The organism is Luteococcus sanguinis (genome assembly GCF_039527675.1).
GTDB lineage: Bacteria > Actinomycetota > Actinomycetes > Propionibacteriales > Propionibacteriaceae > Luteococcus > Luteococcus sanguinis.
On record NZ_BAAAKI010000004.1, the window covers coordinates 250,819 to 266,283 of the forward strand.

A 15,465-nucleotide genomic window follows, 5' to 3' on the forward strand; every position below is an offset into this window, starting at 1 on the left:
GGTTCCCACGAAGCAGGTGAACGGGCCGCTCGCGTAGTCTGGCCAGCATGTCCGTCACGTTGCCCTCACCCGCGCCGCGTGCCCACCTCGACTGGTACGGCGACGGACGGGTCGTGGTCGTCGACCTGGGCCTGGCCTGCTGCGCGATCGAGAGCGAGTTCGCAGTGCCCGCGTCCGCGACCCATGTCGACCAGGTGCCCGACGGTGCGCAGGTCGTCGCCGTGCTGTCGGGGACTCTGACCGACGTGCTGGCACCGCTGGTCGCCGCCCGGGTCGCCGCGCTCCCGGGCGCGCACGTCGTGAGCTTCGGGGCCTGCGCCTGCGCCGGTGGGCCCTATTGGGACAGCTACTCGGTCACCAAGGGCGTTGACCAGTTCGTGCGCGTCGACACCTATGTCCCGGGTTGCCCACCCCCGCCAGCGGCGCTGGCGGGAGTCGTCGACAGCCTCGTCGGTGGTGCCGTGGGCACCGAGGAGATGGGGGCATGAGCGCGCATGGAGCAGCGGACGAGATCCTCACCGTCAACCCGGATGGCTGGGTGACCTCGGTCGAAGCCGCTCGTGCCGACGGCTTCACCACCTTCGACTTCCTGGATGCCGTCGACGAGGTCGGACGAACCGAGGAGTTCCGCGTGGTCGTCCGGCTGGTCGACTGGACGATTGGTCGCGGCCGGCAGCTGCACGTCCGCATCCCCCGGGACGAACCACGCCTCGACACCATCTCCGGTGTCTTCGCCGGTGCCAGCTGGCACGAGCGGGAGGTGCACGATTTCTTCGGGATCGAGTTCACCGGCGGCGACCCTGCGCCCCTGCTCAACCACCCGGTGTCCGGGCAACCGGCCGTCCGGTGGCTCCGCAAGGACCACGTCCTGGCCGCCCGGGCGGCCCAGCCCTGGCCCGGCGGCAAGGAGCCAGGTGAGGGCCCGGGGGCTGCCCGCCGCCGGATGGCCCCGCCGGGGGTTCCCGACCCTGCCACCTGGGGAAACCGGGACCCCGCACTTCCCCCGGCCGCGGCGGACGAGATCGCTGCGTCGGTTGCCGGTGGACGCGTCAGGAGGCGCCGATGAGCGACCGCACCCACGGATCCATCCGCCTGCTGCCCGACAAGTGCACCTCCTGCATGATCTGCGCCCGGGAGTGTCCCGCCTGGTGCATCCACATCGACTCGCACCCCGAGGCCGCCACCGATCTGCCCGCCGGTGCCAGGCAGCGGACGGTCAACGTCCTCGACCGCTTCGAGATCGACTGGTCGCTGTGCATGTACTGCGGCATCTGCATCGACGAGTGTCCCTTCGATGCGCTCGAGTGGGCTGGTCCGCACGTCCCCAACGAGCGGGAACTCAGCACGCTGCGGCACGACGAGCTGCGGCACGATGAGTTGCGGCACGCTGAGTTGGACCACGAGGCGTTGCCAAACGACAAGCTGGGACGCCAGTGAGCGGCGCCGGGAATGTGTGGCAGGAGCTGGGCCTGCACTGGAGCAGCGTCAGGGACGCCTGGGCCGTGCGCAATGTGCGGCGCGGCTTCCACGGCACCCTGCTGATCGCCCTCGGTTCACTGACGCCCGCCTACCTGCCCCGCAGTTCCGCCCTGATGGGCCCGCTGCGCGCCGCCCACCTCACCGGTGCCCCCTTCCGGCTGCTCGGCACCGTCGCGGTGCTGGCCGGGCTGGCACTGCTGGTGGATGCGTGGTTCCGGCTGCGTCCGTCCAACGACGAGGGGACGCCCGTCGCCTGGCGCGACCTCAAGCACTGGGCGGTGCTGGGCATCTGGGGAGCGCCCTTCCTGCTGGCGCCCCCGGTCTTCAGCCACGACGCCTACTCCTACGCGGCCCAGGGCTGGATGGTGCACAACGGGACGAATCCCTACCAGGCGGGTCCGGGGACGCTGCCCGGTGGCTTCGCCGACCAGGTCGCCTGGGTGTGGCGGTTCACGCCTGCCCCCTATGGACCGTTGAGCCTGCAGATCCAGCACGGGCTGGTCCACCTGGCCGGTTACGACCCCTTCATCTCGTCGCTGCTGATGCGGGTGCCTGCCCTGCTCGGCGTGGTGCTGATCGGCCTGCTGGTGCCACGGATCGCCGTCCGATTGGGCATCGACCCGGCCCAGGCGGCCTGGTTCGCAACCCTCAGCCCGGTGCTCGTGATCGACTTCATCGGCGGCGCCCACAACGACGCGTTGATGGTCGGGCTGGTCGTGCTGGCGCTCTGGCTGGCCTACCAGGGCAAGTGGTCGTGGCTGGCATCCGCCGTCATCGTCGGCGTGGCCGCGGCCATCAAGCAACCCGCGATCCTGGCCGCCTATGCGCTGCCCTTGATAGCCCGTCCGTGGGTGGGGTGGCACGGGCGAGAGGTGCTCACCGTCGTCGCACGTGCCGTGGCGAGCTTCGCGCTGGCGTTGGGCGCCTTTGCCGCCATCACCGCGATGACCGGCCTGGGCTACGGCTGGCTGAACGCGGTGGGCGTGCCTGGCCTGGTCGTCACCGTCTCCCCGTCCACGATCATTGGCCAGGGGCTGCAGTTCGTGCTCAACCTGTTCGGGCTCGACTCGACCGGACGCATGGCCGTACGCACCGTTCGCCAGATCGGGCTGGGCGTCAGCAGCATCGGCATCGCCGCGATGGCACTCACGATCGCTCGTCGGCGTCCGATCACCTTCCTGTCCTGGAGCTACTTGCTGTTCGCGCTCGCGTCCCCGGCCCTGCACTCCTGGTATGTCCTGTGGGGAGGGGTGTTGCTGCCGCTCACCAAGCCCTCGAACAAGATGGTGCGCGCTGCGGTCTGGGCCACGGTGATCCTGCTCAGCTACGCCGCCATCAACCTGGCCTGGCGCAACTCCGTGAGCGCGACGCAGGGCAACAATGGGGCGCTCGCACTGGGGGTGGCGGCCGTCGCCGGCTACGCCTGGCAGGTGCACACCCATGACCGTTCCACCGAAGCTCGACGACGACACCGGCGAGGAGACAAGAAGTGAGCGACAACGTCCAGTTCGAGGTCAGCGAAGGTAGCGGCATCGTCCGGCTGGATCGGCCGCGGGCGATCAATGCGCTGAGCCCGCAGATGCTGCAGGAGGTGGACGCACAACTGCGCGCCTGGATCGACGAGGATGCCATTGAGCGCGTCGAACTGCGCGGCGAGGGAGAGCGGGGCTTCTGCTCCGGCGCAGACGTGCGGGCGATTCGAGAACTGGTGTCGACCCAGCCCGAGGAGGCGGTTGCCTTCTTCGAGCACGAGTACGAGCTCGACGCGTTGATTGCCACCTACCCCAAGCCGGTGACGGCCCTCATCCACGGCATCTCGATGGGTGGCGGGCTGGGGCTGGCGCTGCATGCCGCCGAGGTCGTCTCCGCCCCCGACCTGGTGCTGGCGATGCCCGAGACGACGATCGGCCTGTTCCCCGACGTCGGCATCGACTGGCAGCTCTCCCGCGCTCCCGGCCAGACCGGCGCCTACCTGGCCATGACCGGTACGAGCATCGACGCTGGCTCTGCACTGTGGGCCGGCATGGTGGATCGGGTGGCAGGCGACCTTCCCGAGGGTCCGTGCCAGCTGGAGACCGATGCCGTGTGGGTGGACGAGTGCTTCGCCGGTGACGACGCCACCGCGATCGTCGCGCGGTTGGAGGAGCATTCGGACGGTCGGGCGCGCGGGGCCGGGGCGCTGCTGCGCACCAAGTCGCCGTTGAGCGTCTGCGTCGCGCTGGAGGCGGTGCGCCGGGCGGAATCGATGTCGGACGTCGGCGAGGTGCTCGCCCAGGACCTGGTGCTGGCCCGAAACTTCGTCGCGGACTCCGACTTCTGTGAGGGCGTCCGGGCCCAGCTCGTCGACAAGGATCGCAACCCGGTCTGGTCCATCGCCCGCATCGAGGACGTCAGCCGCGACCGCGTGGAGCAGATGTTCCGCTGACCGTTCCCCGAGCCTGCCCCTTGACGTTTTCCGAGCTTGTCGAGGGATCCCTGCGGCCAGCTTCCGCCAAAATCGCCGTCACAGAGCAATCCGGTCCCAGCCAGGGACCGAACTCCGCTCACAGGGCGTTCTTGGCGGTCACCCGAAGTCGTAGTCGACCACAACGGGCGCGTGGTCGCTCATCCGCTCCTGGTAGCTGGCCTCCCGGTCGGTGCCACCCATCACGGCCGTCCGCGCCAGCCTGGGGGTGGCCAAGTGGTAGTCGATCCGCCAGCCCGTGTCCCGCTCGAAAGCGCCACCCATCCAGCTCCACCAGGAGTAGGGACCCTGCTCGTCCGGGTGCAGCCGGCGCACCACGTCCACCAGGGTCCTGGGGGAGAGCAAGCCGGAGAACCACTCGCGCTCCTCGGGCAGGAAGCCCTCGCTGTTCTTGGCGCTGCGCCAGTTCTTGAGGTCTAGCTCGGTGTGGGCGATGTTGAAGTCGCCCAGCACCAGGAACTCGCGTCCCTGCGCCGCTGCCGCCTTGCGCGCGCGGGTGAGATGGCGCGCGAAACCCGCCAGGAAGCGCATCTTGCGCTCGTACTTGGCGCCGCCATCGGGCTCGGTTCGTCCATTGCCGTACTTGGCCTGGAGTTCGGCCGAGGTACCGCCCTTGGGCAGGTAGAGGCTGGCGACGGTCAAGGGGGCGTCCGCCAGGTCGACCTCTACATAGCGTCCTTCGGTCGCGAAGGCCTTGAGTTCTCGCGCCATCTGGTCCGTCCGGCCCGGTTCGCGCTCCTCGACGTGCCCGTCACCAGGTGCGCGGACGAGTACGCCGGCACCCCAGGACCGCACGTCGATTGGCTGTTCCCGAGTGAGCACGGCCACGCCGTTGCGTCCGGCGAGCTGTCCCGCGTCGTAGGTGAGGTGGTACTGGCCGAACACCCCGTCGGGGAGCATTGGCACCGGGCAGCGGACCTCCTGCAGTGCCACCACATCGCACTCGCGCGCTGCCAACCATCGCTCGAAGCCGCGTTTCTGGGTGGCCCGGATGCCGTTGACGTTGAAGGTGGCGACTCGAAGCATGGCGGAAACCCTAGCGGGACATGCCGACGGGGCCCCGAGTACGTCTCGAGGCCCCTTCGGTGAGGTTCAGCGGTAGTTGACGAACTGGACCGCGAAGTCGTAGTCGGCGTCCTTGACCATCTTCTGGACCGTCTGGAGGTCGTCGCGGCTCTTGGAGCTGACCCGCAGCTCGTCTCCCTGGATCAGGCACTTGACGCCCTTGGGGCCCTCATCGCGCACGAGCTTGGAGATCTTCTTCGCGTTCTCCTGGGTGATGCCCTGCTTGGTGCTGCAGGTGATCTTCCACATCTTGCCGCTGAGGCGCGGTTCTCCGGCGTCGAGCGCCTTGAGGCTGACGCCGCGCTTGACGAGCTTGGACTGGAACACGTCCAGCACCGCCTTGGCGCGCTCCTCGCCGTTGCTCTCGATCTCGATGTCCTCTCCCGACCACTTGATGGTGGAGTCGGTGTTCTTGAAGTCGAAGCGCTGGCTGACCTCGCGGGCCGCCTGCCCCAGTGCATTGTCGACCTCCTGCCGGTCGACCTTGCTGACGATGTCGAAGGAGCTGTCGGACGCCACGTGTTGCCTCCTGTGTCGGTGGTTCAGTCGCAGGCCATTGTGCCGGATTCGCGGCCACGGGGACGCCCTGCTACAGTTTCTCCTCGCCGGGAAACCGGCTTGGCAGGTTGCCCGAGCGGCCAAAGGGAGCAGACTGTAAATCTGTCGGCATTGCCTACGTAGGTTCGAACCCTACACCTGCCACAAGGCCCCGGATCTGAAAAGATCCGGGGCCTTGATGCTTGTCATGGGCACCTTCGTGCGCCAGCCATCCAGGCCGTACACAGCTCAGGCCAGCAGCCCCGCCGCCGCGATCTGCAGCGCATTGCCGAAGCTCGTCTCGCGTTCCTCGGCGCTCATGTCACCCGATCCGTCCTTGAGGTGGTCGGAGACGGTGAGCACGGTCAGCGCTTCCGCGCCCTCCAGCGCGGCGCAGGCGTACAGCCCGGCGGCCTCCATCTCGACGCCAAGGGTGCCGACGCGGTCCAGGCCCTCGGCGACATCAGCGCGGTTGAGGTAGAAGAAGTCGGACGAGTACACCGGCCCCACGTGCACCTGCGCACCCTCGGCGAGCTCCATCGAACGGGCCTGGTCGACGGCCCCCCGCAACATGTCGAAGCTCGCCGCGAGTGACATGGTCACGCCGGGGGTGTAGAGCGTCGAGACATTGGAGTTGGTGTGGGCGGCGTTGCCGATGATGACGTCGCGCACCTTCACCGCGGGGGAGATGCCGCCGCACGTCCCCACCCGGCAGATGCGCTTCACGCCGTAGAAGCGGAACAGCTCGGTGGCGTAGATCGACAGGGACGCGATGCCCATCCCGGAGGCCATCACGCTCATCGGGCTGCCCTGGTAGGTGCCGGTGTAGCAGCCGATGCCGCGCACGTCGCTGACCAGCTGCGCGTCGGTGAGGAAAGTCTCCGCGATTCGGGCGGCGCGCTTCGGGTCGCCGGGCATCAGGACCAGTTCGGCGATCTGGCCGGCCTCTGCGGTGATGTGGGGAGTGGCCATGGGTCCACCTCTCGTCGGGGCCTTTGAACGGCCGTCTGCGCGTTTAGCCTAGTGCCGCACTGGTTGGTCGTCTGCTCTTCGCCTTGCAGGAAGGCTTCGGTGCCATGGACCCCCCGAACCGGCACCTGCCACGCCGACTGCTTGCCCAACCCTGCGACGCCAACGCCACGATGTTCGAGCACCTGGCCCAGCACCGACTCACCACGGCCGACCTACCCCGCCACGATCCACAACGCCCGCGCCGCGGGTGAGGGCGGTGCGGTGCCAAGGACCTTTCGGCCGGGATCGCTGGCGGGATGATCATGCCGGGTCAGACGGGCAGGCAGGGCCCCAGGGGCTCGATTTGTGGCTGGCGCGCGCGTCCCCTACCATGGTGCGGGTCGCCCAAACGCCGAGAGGTGCGGACGGTGACAGCAGGACGAGATTTGGACGAACCCTCCGGGGCCGCTAGATTTGTCGGTCGGCAAGCCCCTATAGCTCAGTAGGTAGAGCGTCTCCATGGTAAGGAGAAGGTCAGCAGTTCGATTCTGCTTGGGGGCTCTGATTGTCCACGGATGGCCGTTCACCCAGCGGCCTCGGTTATCCGAGCGGTCCACGGACAACCTGGCGGGGTAGCTCAGGGGTAGAGCAAGCGGCTCATAATCGCTGTGTCGCGGGTTCGATTCCCGCCTCCGCTACCAACAACTAGTCGTCGAAACGCTGTCGCCCGACAGCGCGCACCAAGCACACGAAGGAAACACCATGGCCAAGAAGGGCGGGGACATTCGTCCCAAGATCACGCTTGCCTGCACCGAGTGCAAGGAGCGCAACTACATCACCAAGAAGAACCGCCGCAACGATCCCGATCGTCTCGAGCTGAAGAAGTTCTGCCCGAAGTGCAGCTCGCACACGGCGCACCGCGAGACCCGCTGATCTCGTACTGAGTCTTCTCACCAGGCCGTCGTCCCTCCCGGGGCGGCGGCCTGGTGCCGTTCGCACCCGCTTGGTCGCACCGATCCCCGTCCAGAGCCGCACATTGCCCGGGCCTGGTCGAAATGCGTCCCCATGCCCCACGTTGACGCACATTTCGCCCCGCCTGGGTCGTCCTTGTTGGGCCCTCGTCAACGGGGGCGGGCCCCAGCGGGCCGTTGAACCAAGATGGGGCGGTTCCCGTGACCGGGAACCGCCCCATCGTCGACCGAGGGCCAGTGCGTCAGCGTCCGAAGACCTTGCCCAGGTTGGCGAAGACGGTCTCGCCGGTCGCGTCCTTGACGCCGTCGTTGTCGGTGATGACGTACACGTCGCGGTTCGCGTCGATGGTCATGCCCTCCAGCTTCTCCTGGGTCCAGCCATTGGTGGACTGCAGAACGGGCAGCACGTCGTAGGCCAGTTCCTTGGCGACCACCGGCAGCTCCTGGCCGTCGCCCCCACCCGGACCAGCAACCGTGAAGGTGTACAGGCGCTTGACCTGCGCGTTCGGACCGTTCAGCTTGTCGCGCTCGATGACCGCGAGCTGGTCGGCCCCGTCCTTGGCGCCCACGTAGGTGATCTCGGACAGGCCGATCCAGTCACCGGCTACGTCGGTGGTCTCCAGCTGGTAGCCGTAGAAGGTCCACTCACCGGTCGCGACGTCGTAGCGTCCGATCCGGGTGACATCCTCGCCGCTGGCCTCGCGCTGCATCGCGACGTACAGCACCGAGCCGTCGGCATTGCCGGTGACGCCCTCGATGCCCTGCTTGCCGAGCTTCGCGGTGTACCCGGCCGGCAGGGTCACCTCGCGCAGCACCACACCGGCAGCGTCGGTCTCCACCAGCAGGTTGCCAGCGCCGGTCGCGCCCTCGACGCCGAGCCAGAAGCCCGAGCCGTCAGCCTTGCGCCACAGGCCCTCGACGTCGTAGCTCGCCTGCTTGCCTGCCTTGGTCACCGGGATCTCGGCGACGACCTGCGCAGGAGCCTGCGTCGCGTCGATCTCAAGGATCCGGGTGTTCTTGTACGCCGAATCGGTGGCGCTCCACAGCTTTCCGGCAACCGTCGGATCGGCGGTCAGGGCACCCAGCGCACCCCACGCGATCCCCGCATCCGAGGTGAGCTGCGGCCAGTTGCCGGACAGCTTCTTCTTCGTGCTCTTCGTGGCACCCGGGTTGAAGGTGTACAACTGCACGCTGGCGCGCACGTTCACCGACGCATCGTCGGTCTCGCTGGAGACCACGAGCATGTTGCGCGAGGGCACCGGCAGGATGCCCTCGGGGCCATTGGTCGAGGGCAGCATCTGCTTGTAGACGGGGTTCGCGGGGTCGGTCACGTCGTAGACGGCCACGACATTCGCGCGCTCGGACCCGACGAAGGCGTAACGGGTGCCGCCGAAGGTGGCCACCGCCAGGCCTTCCGGTTCGATGCCCTTCTTGGCGGCCCGGTCCTCGGGCCAGGAGCCGTTGGCGATCACCAGCTGCTCCAGGGTGTTGCCCGCATCCCAGACGACGGCGCCGCTGGCGGCGTTGAAGACCGTCCACCCGCGGGTGCCACCCTTCCAGTCGCCCTCGTTGGCGGTGGCGACGTGGTTGTCGTCGACCCAGCCGATCGAGTCCGGCTCACGGCGGACGTCGGTGATCGAGCCGGTGGTGTCGATGACGCCGTCCTTCTTGACGTCGATCCCGGCGACGGTGTTGGTGCCGGCGCTGAACGAACGGACGACCGTGTTGTTGCGGAAGTCGATGATCGCGATCTGGTTGTTCTCCTGCAGCGTCAGCGCCGCGTAACGGCCGTCCGGGCTGATCTTCACGTACTCCGGCTCGGGATCCGACGGCGCGACCATGCCGGGAAGGTTGGTCAGCTCCGTGCGGCTGAGGGTCCAGTTCGCGGGGGCTCCGTCGAGGTGGACGGTGGTCAGGAAGCCGGCGGGCAGCTGCGGCAGGTCGCCGGCCTTGCCGCCGGCGGGGGCGAACTCCTCGTCGCGCTGGTTCTCGATGGCGATGGTTGCCCAGGCGCCGTCCGCGGTCACGTCGATGGAGTCGGGCTGCCCGCCCAGGTCGATGGTGCGCTCCAGCTCACGCGTCGACGCGTCGAAGACCAACAGCGCGCCCTTGGGGTTGGCGAAGTCACCATCGGTCTGGTCGACGCAGACCAGGATGTGCGAGCCGGTCGCGTACACGCTGGTGGGCTCACCGGGGACGTCAACGGTGCCGAGCGGCTTGGGGGAGTTGGCATTGCGGACGTCGACGAAGCCGATCCGCTGGCCCGCGGCGTCGGTGTAGACGACCGTCTTGCCGTCCGGGGTGATCGTCGAGATCTCCGCGACGGACGCCTCGGAGGCCTGGGTGTTGAAGTAGGCCGGGAAGGTGGCGGTACGGGTGAAGGAACCGTGGTCGGGGGCCTGGCCGCGGCCATTGTTGGCCAGCGCATCCGGCGCACAGGTGAGCAGGCCGCCGGCGAGGGCGATCGAGGTGAGCGCCGCTGCGGCGCGACGCGAGGACTTCGGCATGGTGTCTCCGATGGTGTGGTGGAACTGTCGAGTGGGGAACATGCGTGGGGGCGTGGGAGCAACCTCTCAGCGGCAGGTGAACGTGGGTTGGCCGCTCGGGTGAACCGGCCGTGAACAGGTAGCCTCGTGGCATGCCGATCACCCCAGAGCACGTGGGCCGCACCTACCCGCCCACCGAGCCCTATGTCGTCAGCCGCGCCAAGATCGCCGAGTTCGCCGAGGCCCTCGGTGGCGTCGAGGGCGGTGACCAGAACCCGGCCTACCGTGGGGACGATGCGATCGCACCGCCTACCTTCGCGATGGTGATCGGCTCGCAGGCCTGGGCCGCGCTCTTCGATGACGAGGAACTGGGCCTGGCCCTGATGCGCACCATGCATGCCGACCAGCAGTTCACCTGGCAGCGTCCGCTGCGTGCCGGGGACGAGGTCGTGGCCCAGCTGACGATCGAGAAGGTCCGCAACCGGGGCACCACCGACATGGTCACTGTCGCGGTCGACCTGCGCACCACCGCTGGTGAGAGCGTCTGCACCGCAACCTCCCAGCTGATGCACACCCGTCCCGAAGGAGCCTCGGCATGAGCGACGCCGTCATCTTCGACCCCCCTGCCATCTTCGACCCTCCTGCCATCTTCGACCCCGGCACCGTCGCCGTCGGCGACGTGTTGCCTGCGTTGGACGTCCACGTCACCCGCGAGCGTGTCGTGCGCTACTCCGGCGCCTCCACCGACCTCAACCCGATCCACTTCAGCGACCGCCACGCCCAGGCCATCGGCCTGCCCGGGGTCGTGGCCCACGGCATGTGGACGATGGGCACTGCCCTGCGCGTCGTCACCGACTGGTGCCAGGACCCGGCCCGGGTCCGCTCCTACTTCGTCCGTTTCACCCGCCCGATCCAGGTGCCGGACGATGACGAAGGCCTGCTGGTGCACTTCGGCGGCACCGTGACCGCGGTGGCCGACGGCGTGGCGACGATCGCCCTGGAGGCGAACTGTGGGGACGACAAGGTGCTGGGCGCCGTGAAGGTGGAGGTTGCGCTGTGACCGAGCAGTTCGGCATCAAGATCTCGGCTGGCCCGGACGTTGACTCCGGGTGCGACGTGGCTCGCATCAAGGCACCGAGCACGCCGGCCACCGACATCTCGTCCTCGCTGGTGCTGGCCGACCACACCACCTTCCGCCTCGGTGGACCGGCCACCAAGCTGGTCGTGGCCACCACCGAGCAGGAACTGTGCGACGCGGTCCGCGCCGCCGACGCCGCGGGTGAGCCGCTGCTGGTGCTGTCCGGCGGCTCCAACCTGCTGGTGGCCGACGAGGGCTTCGCGGGGACGGTCGTGAAGGTCGCCACCCGTGGCATCTCGGCCGACGTCTCCTCCTGTGGCGGCGCCTACGTGCGCGTCCAGGCGGGGGAGTGCTGGGACGAGCTGGTGGCCTATGCCATCTCGCAGGAGTGGTTCGGGGTCGAGGCCCTGTCGGGCATCCCCGGACTGGTCGGTTCCACCCCGATCCAGAATGTCGGCGCGTATGGCCAGGACGTCAGCCAGACCATCGCCCGGGTCCGCACGCTCGACCGCGAGACCGGCGAGTTCCGCACCTTCACCTCGCAGCAGTGCGAGTTCAGCTACCGCGACTCGGTCTTCAAGCGCACCCGGATGCCCGCCGGGGGCCCCACCGGGCGCTATGTCGTGGTGGAGGTGCACTTCCAGTTCGAGCTGGGCAGCCTGTCGGCGCCCATCCGTTACCCCGAACTCGCCCGTCGTCTGGGCGTCGAGGCCGGACAGCGGGTCCCCTCGGCCACGGTCCGCGAGACGGTGCTGGCCCTGCGCGCGTCCAAGGGCATGGTGGTCGACCCCGCCGACCATGACACCTGGAGCGCCGGGTCGTTCTTCACCAACCCGCTGCTCGACGAGGAGGCAGCGGCGGCTCTCCCGGCCGACGCCCCCCGCTTCCCGGCCGATGGGGGACTGGTGAAGACCTCGGCGGCCTGGCTGATCGACCACGCCGGTTTCACCAAGGGCTACGGACAGGGCCCCGCCACCGTCTCCACCAAGCACACCCTGGCGCTGACCAACCGGGGCGAGGCGCGCACCAGCGACGTCGTCGCTCTGGCGGACGAGATCCGCACGGGCGTCCAGGAACGCTTCGGCGTGACCTTGGAACCCGAGCCGGTACTGGTCGGATGCGCGGTGGGGACACGCTGACGAGGCCTCCCGTCGGTGGGGCGCAGGCGCCGGTTCGACGTGACCGGGCAAACCGCCTACACTGTTCATCTTGGTGGCACCCGCAGGTCGGGTGCCATCGAAGGGCAATAGCTCAATTGGCAGAGCAGCGGTCTCCAAAACCGCAGGTTGGGGGTTCAAGTCCCTCTTGCCCTGCGAAACGGGTTCTCCCGTTGACCAGGCAGGTCCGCCCGGACCGTGACGCACCACCGAGCAAGCCGAAAGGCACCAGAGCGAAGGAACACAGTGGCTGACGACCAGCGCCCCGAGCCTTTTGGCGACGACGAGGCACAGCTGAGCGACACGACTGACCCCGCTGGTGAGCAGCTTGCCGCCGACCTGCCCGCCCAGGCCGACAGCTATGAGCTCGTCGACACCGAGGCCGAGGAGATCGAGTTCGCCGACGTCGAGCTCGACCAGACCCCCTTCGACGCTGATCCCGCCGACGTCGTCATCGACGACGCAGCCCAGCTGGCCGCGGCCGAGCAGGCCGCCAGGAAGGCTCGTTCCAGCCGTCCCGTGAAGCGTCAGACGCCCCTGGCCGACGAATCGGTTGGCGCGACTGACAGCGTTGCCGAGATCGCCGACGAGCAGCCCGCCGCAGATCCTGCCGAGCAGGCAGCGATCGCGGCCCAGGTGGCCCGCCGCCGCCCGGTCAAGCGCGTCGCCCCCGAGCCCGAGGTGGCCAGCACCCGTCGCGCCGTCCGTCGCAAGCCGGTCGACAAGAGCGAGACCGGCACCCTCACGCCCACCCGCCAGGTCGCCTCCGCGGCCGCCGTGGCCGACCACGGACGCACCACGCCGATCGGTTTCGTGAACCAGGCCATCGGCGAGCTGCGCAAGGTCATCTGGCCCACGGGTGAGCAGCTCGGAAACTACTTTGCAGTCGTCCTCGTGTTCGTGTTGTTCATGATCGCGTTCGTCGGCCTGCTCGACTTCGGTTTCGGCTGGCTGCTTCTCAAGCTGTTCGGCAAGTGACCTCTGTATCTGACAGGGAGTGGATTGTGACCCAGAATTCTGACTTCGACCCGTCCGTGGACGCGGTTGACGAGGTGGACATCGACCTTGGCCAGCTCGGCCTCGACGACTCCGAGGCCGAGGAGGGCGAGCTCAACCTCGACCTCGGCGCCGGCGACGAGCCCGAGGCCGCCGACGCGCTCGACCTGAACCTCGACCTGGGGGATGAGCAGGCCGAGGAGGTTGACGACGACCTCGAGGACGGGGACGACGTCGAGCTCGAGAAGGCGATGGACGAGCTGCGCAGCGAGCTGCGCACCAACATCGGCGAGTGGTACGTGGTGCACACCTACTCCGGCATGGAGAACCGGGTGAAGCAGAACCTCGACGCCCGTGTGGTGACCCTCAACATGGAGGACTTCATCTACCAGACGATCGTCCCCACCGAGCAGGCCGTGGAGATCCGCAAGGGCGAGCGCAAGACCGTCACCCGCACCGTCCTGCCCGGCTACGTGCTGGTCCGGATGGACCTGACCGACGAGTCCTGGGCCGCGGTGCGCCACACGCCTTCGGTCACCGGGTTCGTCGGCAATGCCACCGCCCCGGTCCCGCTCAGCCTCGAAGAGGTCGAGAACATGCTTCGCCCCTCGGTCGTCGCGCGCGTTGCCGCCGAGACCTCGGGCGTCCCCGCGGCCAGGAGCCGCAAGAAGGTGGAGGTCATGGACTTCCAGGTCGGCGATTCCGTCCAGGTCGTGGATGGTCCCTTCGCCGGCGTCCACGCCACCATCACCGAGATCAACGTGAACACCCAGCGGCTCAAGGCCCTGGTCGAGATCCTGGGGCGCGAGACCCCGGTCGACCTGACCTTCCCGCAGATCGCCAAGATCTGAGTTCACGCTGCGGACCGCCTCTCGCGAGGGGGTCCGCGCCGGTCGTCCCGCCAGGGCGACCACCCAACCGGGGGACGGGCAACCAGCTCGTCCCCAACACCACAGAAGGACCCAAAGAATGCCTCCCAAGAAGAAGGTGGCGGCCCTCGTCAAGGTCGCTCTCCAGGCGGGCGCTGCCACTCCCGCTCCGCCGGTCGGTACCGCTCTCGGCCCGCACGGCGTCAACATCATGGAGTTCTGCAAGGCGTACAACGCCCAGACGGAGTCCCAGCGCGGCAACATCATCCCGGTCGAGATCACGATCTACGAGGACCGCACGTTCACGTTCATCACCAAGACTCCTCCGGCTGCCGAGCTGATCAAGAAGGCTGCTGGCCTGGCGAAGGGCTCCGCGGTTCCGCACAAGGACAAGGTCGGCAAGCTGACCAAGGACCAGGTGCGCGAGATCGCCCAGACCAAGCTCCCCGACCTCAACGCCAATGACGTCGAGGCCGCCATGAAGATCGTCGAGGGCACCGCCCGTTCGATGGGCGTCACCGTCGAGTGACACCCGGACGCGAACCAATCGCGTCCACATCCATTCCCTGGGAGGGCCTGCGCGGCCCGTACCAGACCCTGGTGGACCAGCCCGCGAGGCTGGCTGCAACACAGTTAGGAACCAGACATGAAGCGCAGCAAGGCATATCGCGCCGCAGCTGAGAAGCGCGACGAGAACCAGCTCTACTCCGCCGAACAGGCCCTCGAGCTCGTGAAGGCGGGCGCGTCGGCGAAGTTCGACGAGACGATCGACGTGGCCATGCGCCTCGGCGTCGATCCCCGCAAGGCGGACCAGATGGTCCGTGGCACGGTCAACCTCCCCCACGGCACTGGCAAGACGGCAAGGGTCCTTGTCTTCGCCCAGGGCCAGAACGCCGAGGCCGCCAAGGCCGCCGGCGCGGACGAGGTTGGCTCGGACGAGCTCATCGAGAAGGTCGCTGGCGGCTACCTTGACTTCGATGCCGTCGTGGCCACCCCGGACCTGATGGGCAAGGTCGGCAAGCTCGGACGCGTGCTGGGCCCCCGTGGCCTGATGCCGAACCCGAAGACCGGTACCGTCACCATGGACGTGGCCAAGGCCGTGTCCGACATCAAGGGCGGCAAGATCGAGTTCCGCGTGGACCGTCACGCGAACCTCCACTTCCTGATCGGCAAGGCGTCGTTCGACCAGCAGCAGCTGGCCGACAACTACTTCGCCGCACTGGACGAGATCCTGCGTCTGAAGCCGTCCGCCTCGAAGGGCCGTTACCTGCAGAAGGTGACCATCTCCTCGACGATGGGCCCCGGCGTCAGCATCGACCCGCAGCAGGCCAAGCCCGCCGAGGCCACCGCCTGAGTCTGTGGCTAGTGCCTGAGTCGGCTGAAGCCACCTCTGGACGACGAACTCCCCGCCA

The 15,465-nt window shown here is 68.3% G+C and carries 18 protein-coding genes and 4 tRNA genes; 18 read left to right on the forward strand and 4 right to left on the reverse strand.

The window, feature by feature from the left end; genetic code table 11:
• Positions 1–47 precede the first annotated feature (47 nt).
• Genes ABD089_RS04870 through ABD089_RS04890 form a run of 5 tightly spaced genes read left to right on the forward strand, consistent with a single transcriptional unit; the run spans position 48 to position 3,904 of the window.
• Positions 48–488, forward strand: coding sequence for an NADH-quinone oxidoreductase subunit B (locus tag ABD089_RS04870; protein WP_343885092.1), 441 nt, complete (start codon positions 48–50; stop codon positions 486–488).
• Positions 485–1,066: an NADH-quinone oxidoreductase subunit C gene (locus tag ABD089_RS04875; RefSeq protein ID WP_343885093.1), complete on the forward strand. Its 582-nt coding sequence runs from the start codon at positions 485–487 to the stop codon at positions 1,064–1,066. Before ABD089_RS04870 ends, ABD089_RS04875 begins: the two co-directional genes overlap by 4 nt.
• Entirely contained in the window at positions 1,063–1,437 is a 375-nt protein-coding gene (locus ABD089_RS04880; protein WP_343885094.1) for an NADH-quinone oxidoreductase subunit I, read from the forward strand. Before ABD089_RS04875 ends, ABD089_RS04880 begins: the two co-directional genes overlap by 4 nt.
• Positions 1,434–2,972, forward strand: coding sequence for a polyprenol phosphomannose-dependent alpha 1,6 mannosyltransferase MptB (mptB, locus tag ABD089_RS04885; RefSeq protein ID WP_343885095.1), 1,539 nt, complete (start codon positions 1,434–1,436; stop codon positions 2,970–2,972). Before ABD089_RS04880 ends, mptB begins: the two co-directional genes overlap by 4 nt.
• Positions 2,969–3,904, forward strand: a complete 936-nt coding sequence (locus ABD089_RS04890; RefSeq protein WP_343885096.1) for an enoyl-CoA hydratase/isomerase family protein — start codon at positions 2,969–2,971, stop codon at positions 3,902–3,904. Before mptB ends, ABD089_RS04890 begins: the two co-directional genes overlap by 4 nt.
• Positions 3,905–4,042: 138 nt before the next feature.
• Here the strand turns inward: ABD089_RS04890 and ABD089_RS04895 are convergent, their stop codons facing one another.
• Entirely contained in the window at positions 4,043–4,969 is a 927-nt protein-coding gene (locus ABD089_RS04895) for an exodeoxyribonuclease III (RefSeq protein WP_343885097.1), read from the reverse strand.
• A 66-nt stretch (positions 4,970–5,035) separates the two neighbouring features.
• Complete coding sequence (locus tag ABD089_RS04900) at positions 5,036–5,527, reverse strand: YajQ family cyclic di-GMP-binding protein (protein ID WP_343885098.1); 492 nt, start codon at positions 5,525–5,527, stop codon at positions 5,036–5,038.
• A gap of 101 nt (positions 5,528–5,628) precedes the next feature.
• Here ABD089_RS04900 and ABD089_RS04905 point away from each other — a divergent pair.
• A tRNA-Tyr gene (locus tag ABD089_RS04905) sits at positions 5,629–5,710 on the forward strand.
• An 84-nt stretch (positions 5,711–5,794) separates the two neighbouring features.
• Here the strand turns inward: ABD089_RS04905 and deoD are convergent.
• Positions 5,795–6,517: a purine-nucleoside phosphorylase gene (gene deoD, locus ABD089_RS04910; RefSeq protein WP_343885099.1), complete on the reverse strand. Its 723-nt coding sequence runs from the start codon at positions 6,515–6,517 to the stop codon at positions 5,795–5,797.
• 104 nt (positions 6,518–6,621) lie between these two features.
• Here deoD and ABD089_RS04915 point away from each other — a divergent pair, with 104 nt between their 5' ends.
• The 4 genes from ABD089_RS04915 to rpmG all read left to right on the forward strand — a co-directional run bounded on the left by ABD089_RS04915 (position 6,622) and on the right by rpmG (position 7,429).
• Positions 6,622–6,768, forward strand: coding sequence for a hypothetical protein (locus ABD089_RS04915; RefSeq protein WP_343885100.1), 147 nt, complete (start codon positions 6,622–6,624; stop codon positions 6,766–6,768).
• Between the two features lie 216 nt (positions 6,769–6,984).
• Positions 6,985–7,057 (forward strand) — tRNA-Thr (locus ABD089_RS04920).
• 65 nt (positions 7,058–7,122) lie between these two features.
• Positions 7,123–7,197 (forward strand) — tRNA-Met (locus tag ABD089_RS04925).
• A gap of 61 nt (positions 7,198–7,258) precedes the next feature.
• On the forward strand, positions 7,259–7,429 hold the full coding sequence (rpmG, locus tag ABD089_RS04930; protein WP_343885101.1) for a 50S ribosomal protein L33: 171 nt from the start codon (positions 7,259–7,261) through the stop codon (positions 7,427–7,429).
• Between the two features lie 280 nt (positions 7,430–7,709).
• Here rpmG and ABD089_RS04935 read toward each other — a convergent pair whose 3' ends face one another.
• Entirely contained in the window at positions 7,710–9,974 is a 2,265-nt protein-coding gene (locus ABD089_RS04935; protein ID WP_343885102.1) for an esterase-like activity of phytase family protein, read from the reverse strand.
• Between the two features lie 131 nt (positions 9,975–10,105).
• Here ABD089_RS04935 and ABD089_RS04940 point away from each other — a divergent pair, with 131 nt between their 5' ends.
• The 8 genes from ABD089_RS04940 (at position 10,106) to rplA (ending at position 15,407) form a co-directional block, all read left to right on the forward strand.
• Positions 10,106–10,552 (forward strand): FAS1-like dehydratase domain-containing protein, encoded by a 447-nt coding sequence (locus tag ABD089_RS04940; RefSeq protein WP_343885104.1) that lies wholly within the window; start codon positions 10,106–10,108, stop codon positions 10,550–10,552.
• On the forward strand, positions 10,549–11,013 hold the full coding sequence (locus ABD089_RS04945; protein ID WP_343885105.1) for a MaoC/PaaZ C-terminal domain-containing protein: 465 nt from the start codon (positions 10,549–10,551) through the stop codon (positions 11,011–11,013). Before ABD089_RS04940 ends, ABD089_RS04945 begins: the two co-directional genes overlap by 4 nt.
• Positions 11,014–11,069: 56 nt before the next feature.
• Positions 11,070–12,170, forward strand: a complete 1,101-nt coding sequence (locus tag ABD089_RS04950) for a UDP-N-acetylmuramate dehydrogenase (RefSeq protein WP_343885388.1) — start codon at positions 11,070–11,072, stop codon at positions 12,168–12,170.
• Positions 12,171–12,271: 101 nt separating this feature from the next.
• Positions 12,272–12,344: transfer RNA gene (locus ABD089_RS04955), tRNA-Trp, on the forward strand.
• Between the two features lie 90 nt (positions 12,345–12,434).
• On the forward strand, positions 12,435–13,166 hold the full coding sequence (gene secE / locus ABD089_RS04960) for a preprotein translocase subunit SecE (protein ID WP_343885106.1): 732 nt from the start codon (positions 12,435–12,437) through the stop codon (positions 13,164–13,166).
• A gap of 23 nt (positions 13,167–13,189) precedes the next feature.
• Positions 13,190–14,035: a transcription termination/antitermination protein NusG gene (nusG, locus tag ABD089_RS04965; protein ID WP_343885389.1), complete on the forward strand. Its 846-nt coding sequence runs from the start codon at positions 13,190–13,192 to the stop codon at positions 14,033–14,035.
• A 118-nt stretch (positions 14,036–14,153) separates the two neighbouring features.
• Positions 14,154–14,582, forward strand: a complete 429-nt coding sequence (gene rplK, locus ABD089_RS04970; protein WP_343885108.1) for a 50S ribosomal protein L11 — start codon at positions 14,154–14,156, stop codon at positions 14,580–14,582.
• Between the two features lie 117 nt (positions 14,583–14,699).
• On the forward strand, positions 14,700–15,407 hold the full coding sequence (gene rplA, locus ABD089_RS04975) for a 50S ribosomal protein L1 (protein ID WP_343885109.1): 708 nt from the start codon (positions 14,700–14,702) through the stop codon (positions 15,405–15,407).
• The last annotated feature ends 58 nt before the right edge of the window (positions 15,408–15,465 follow it).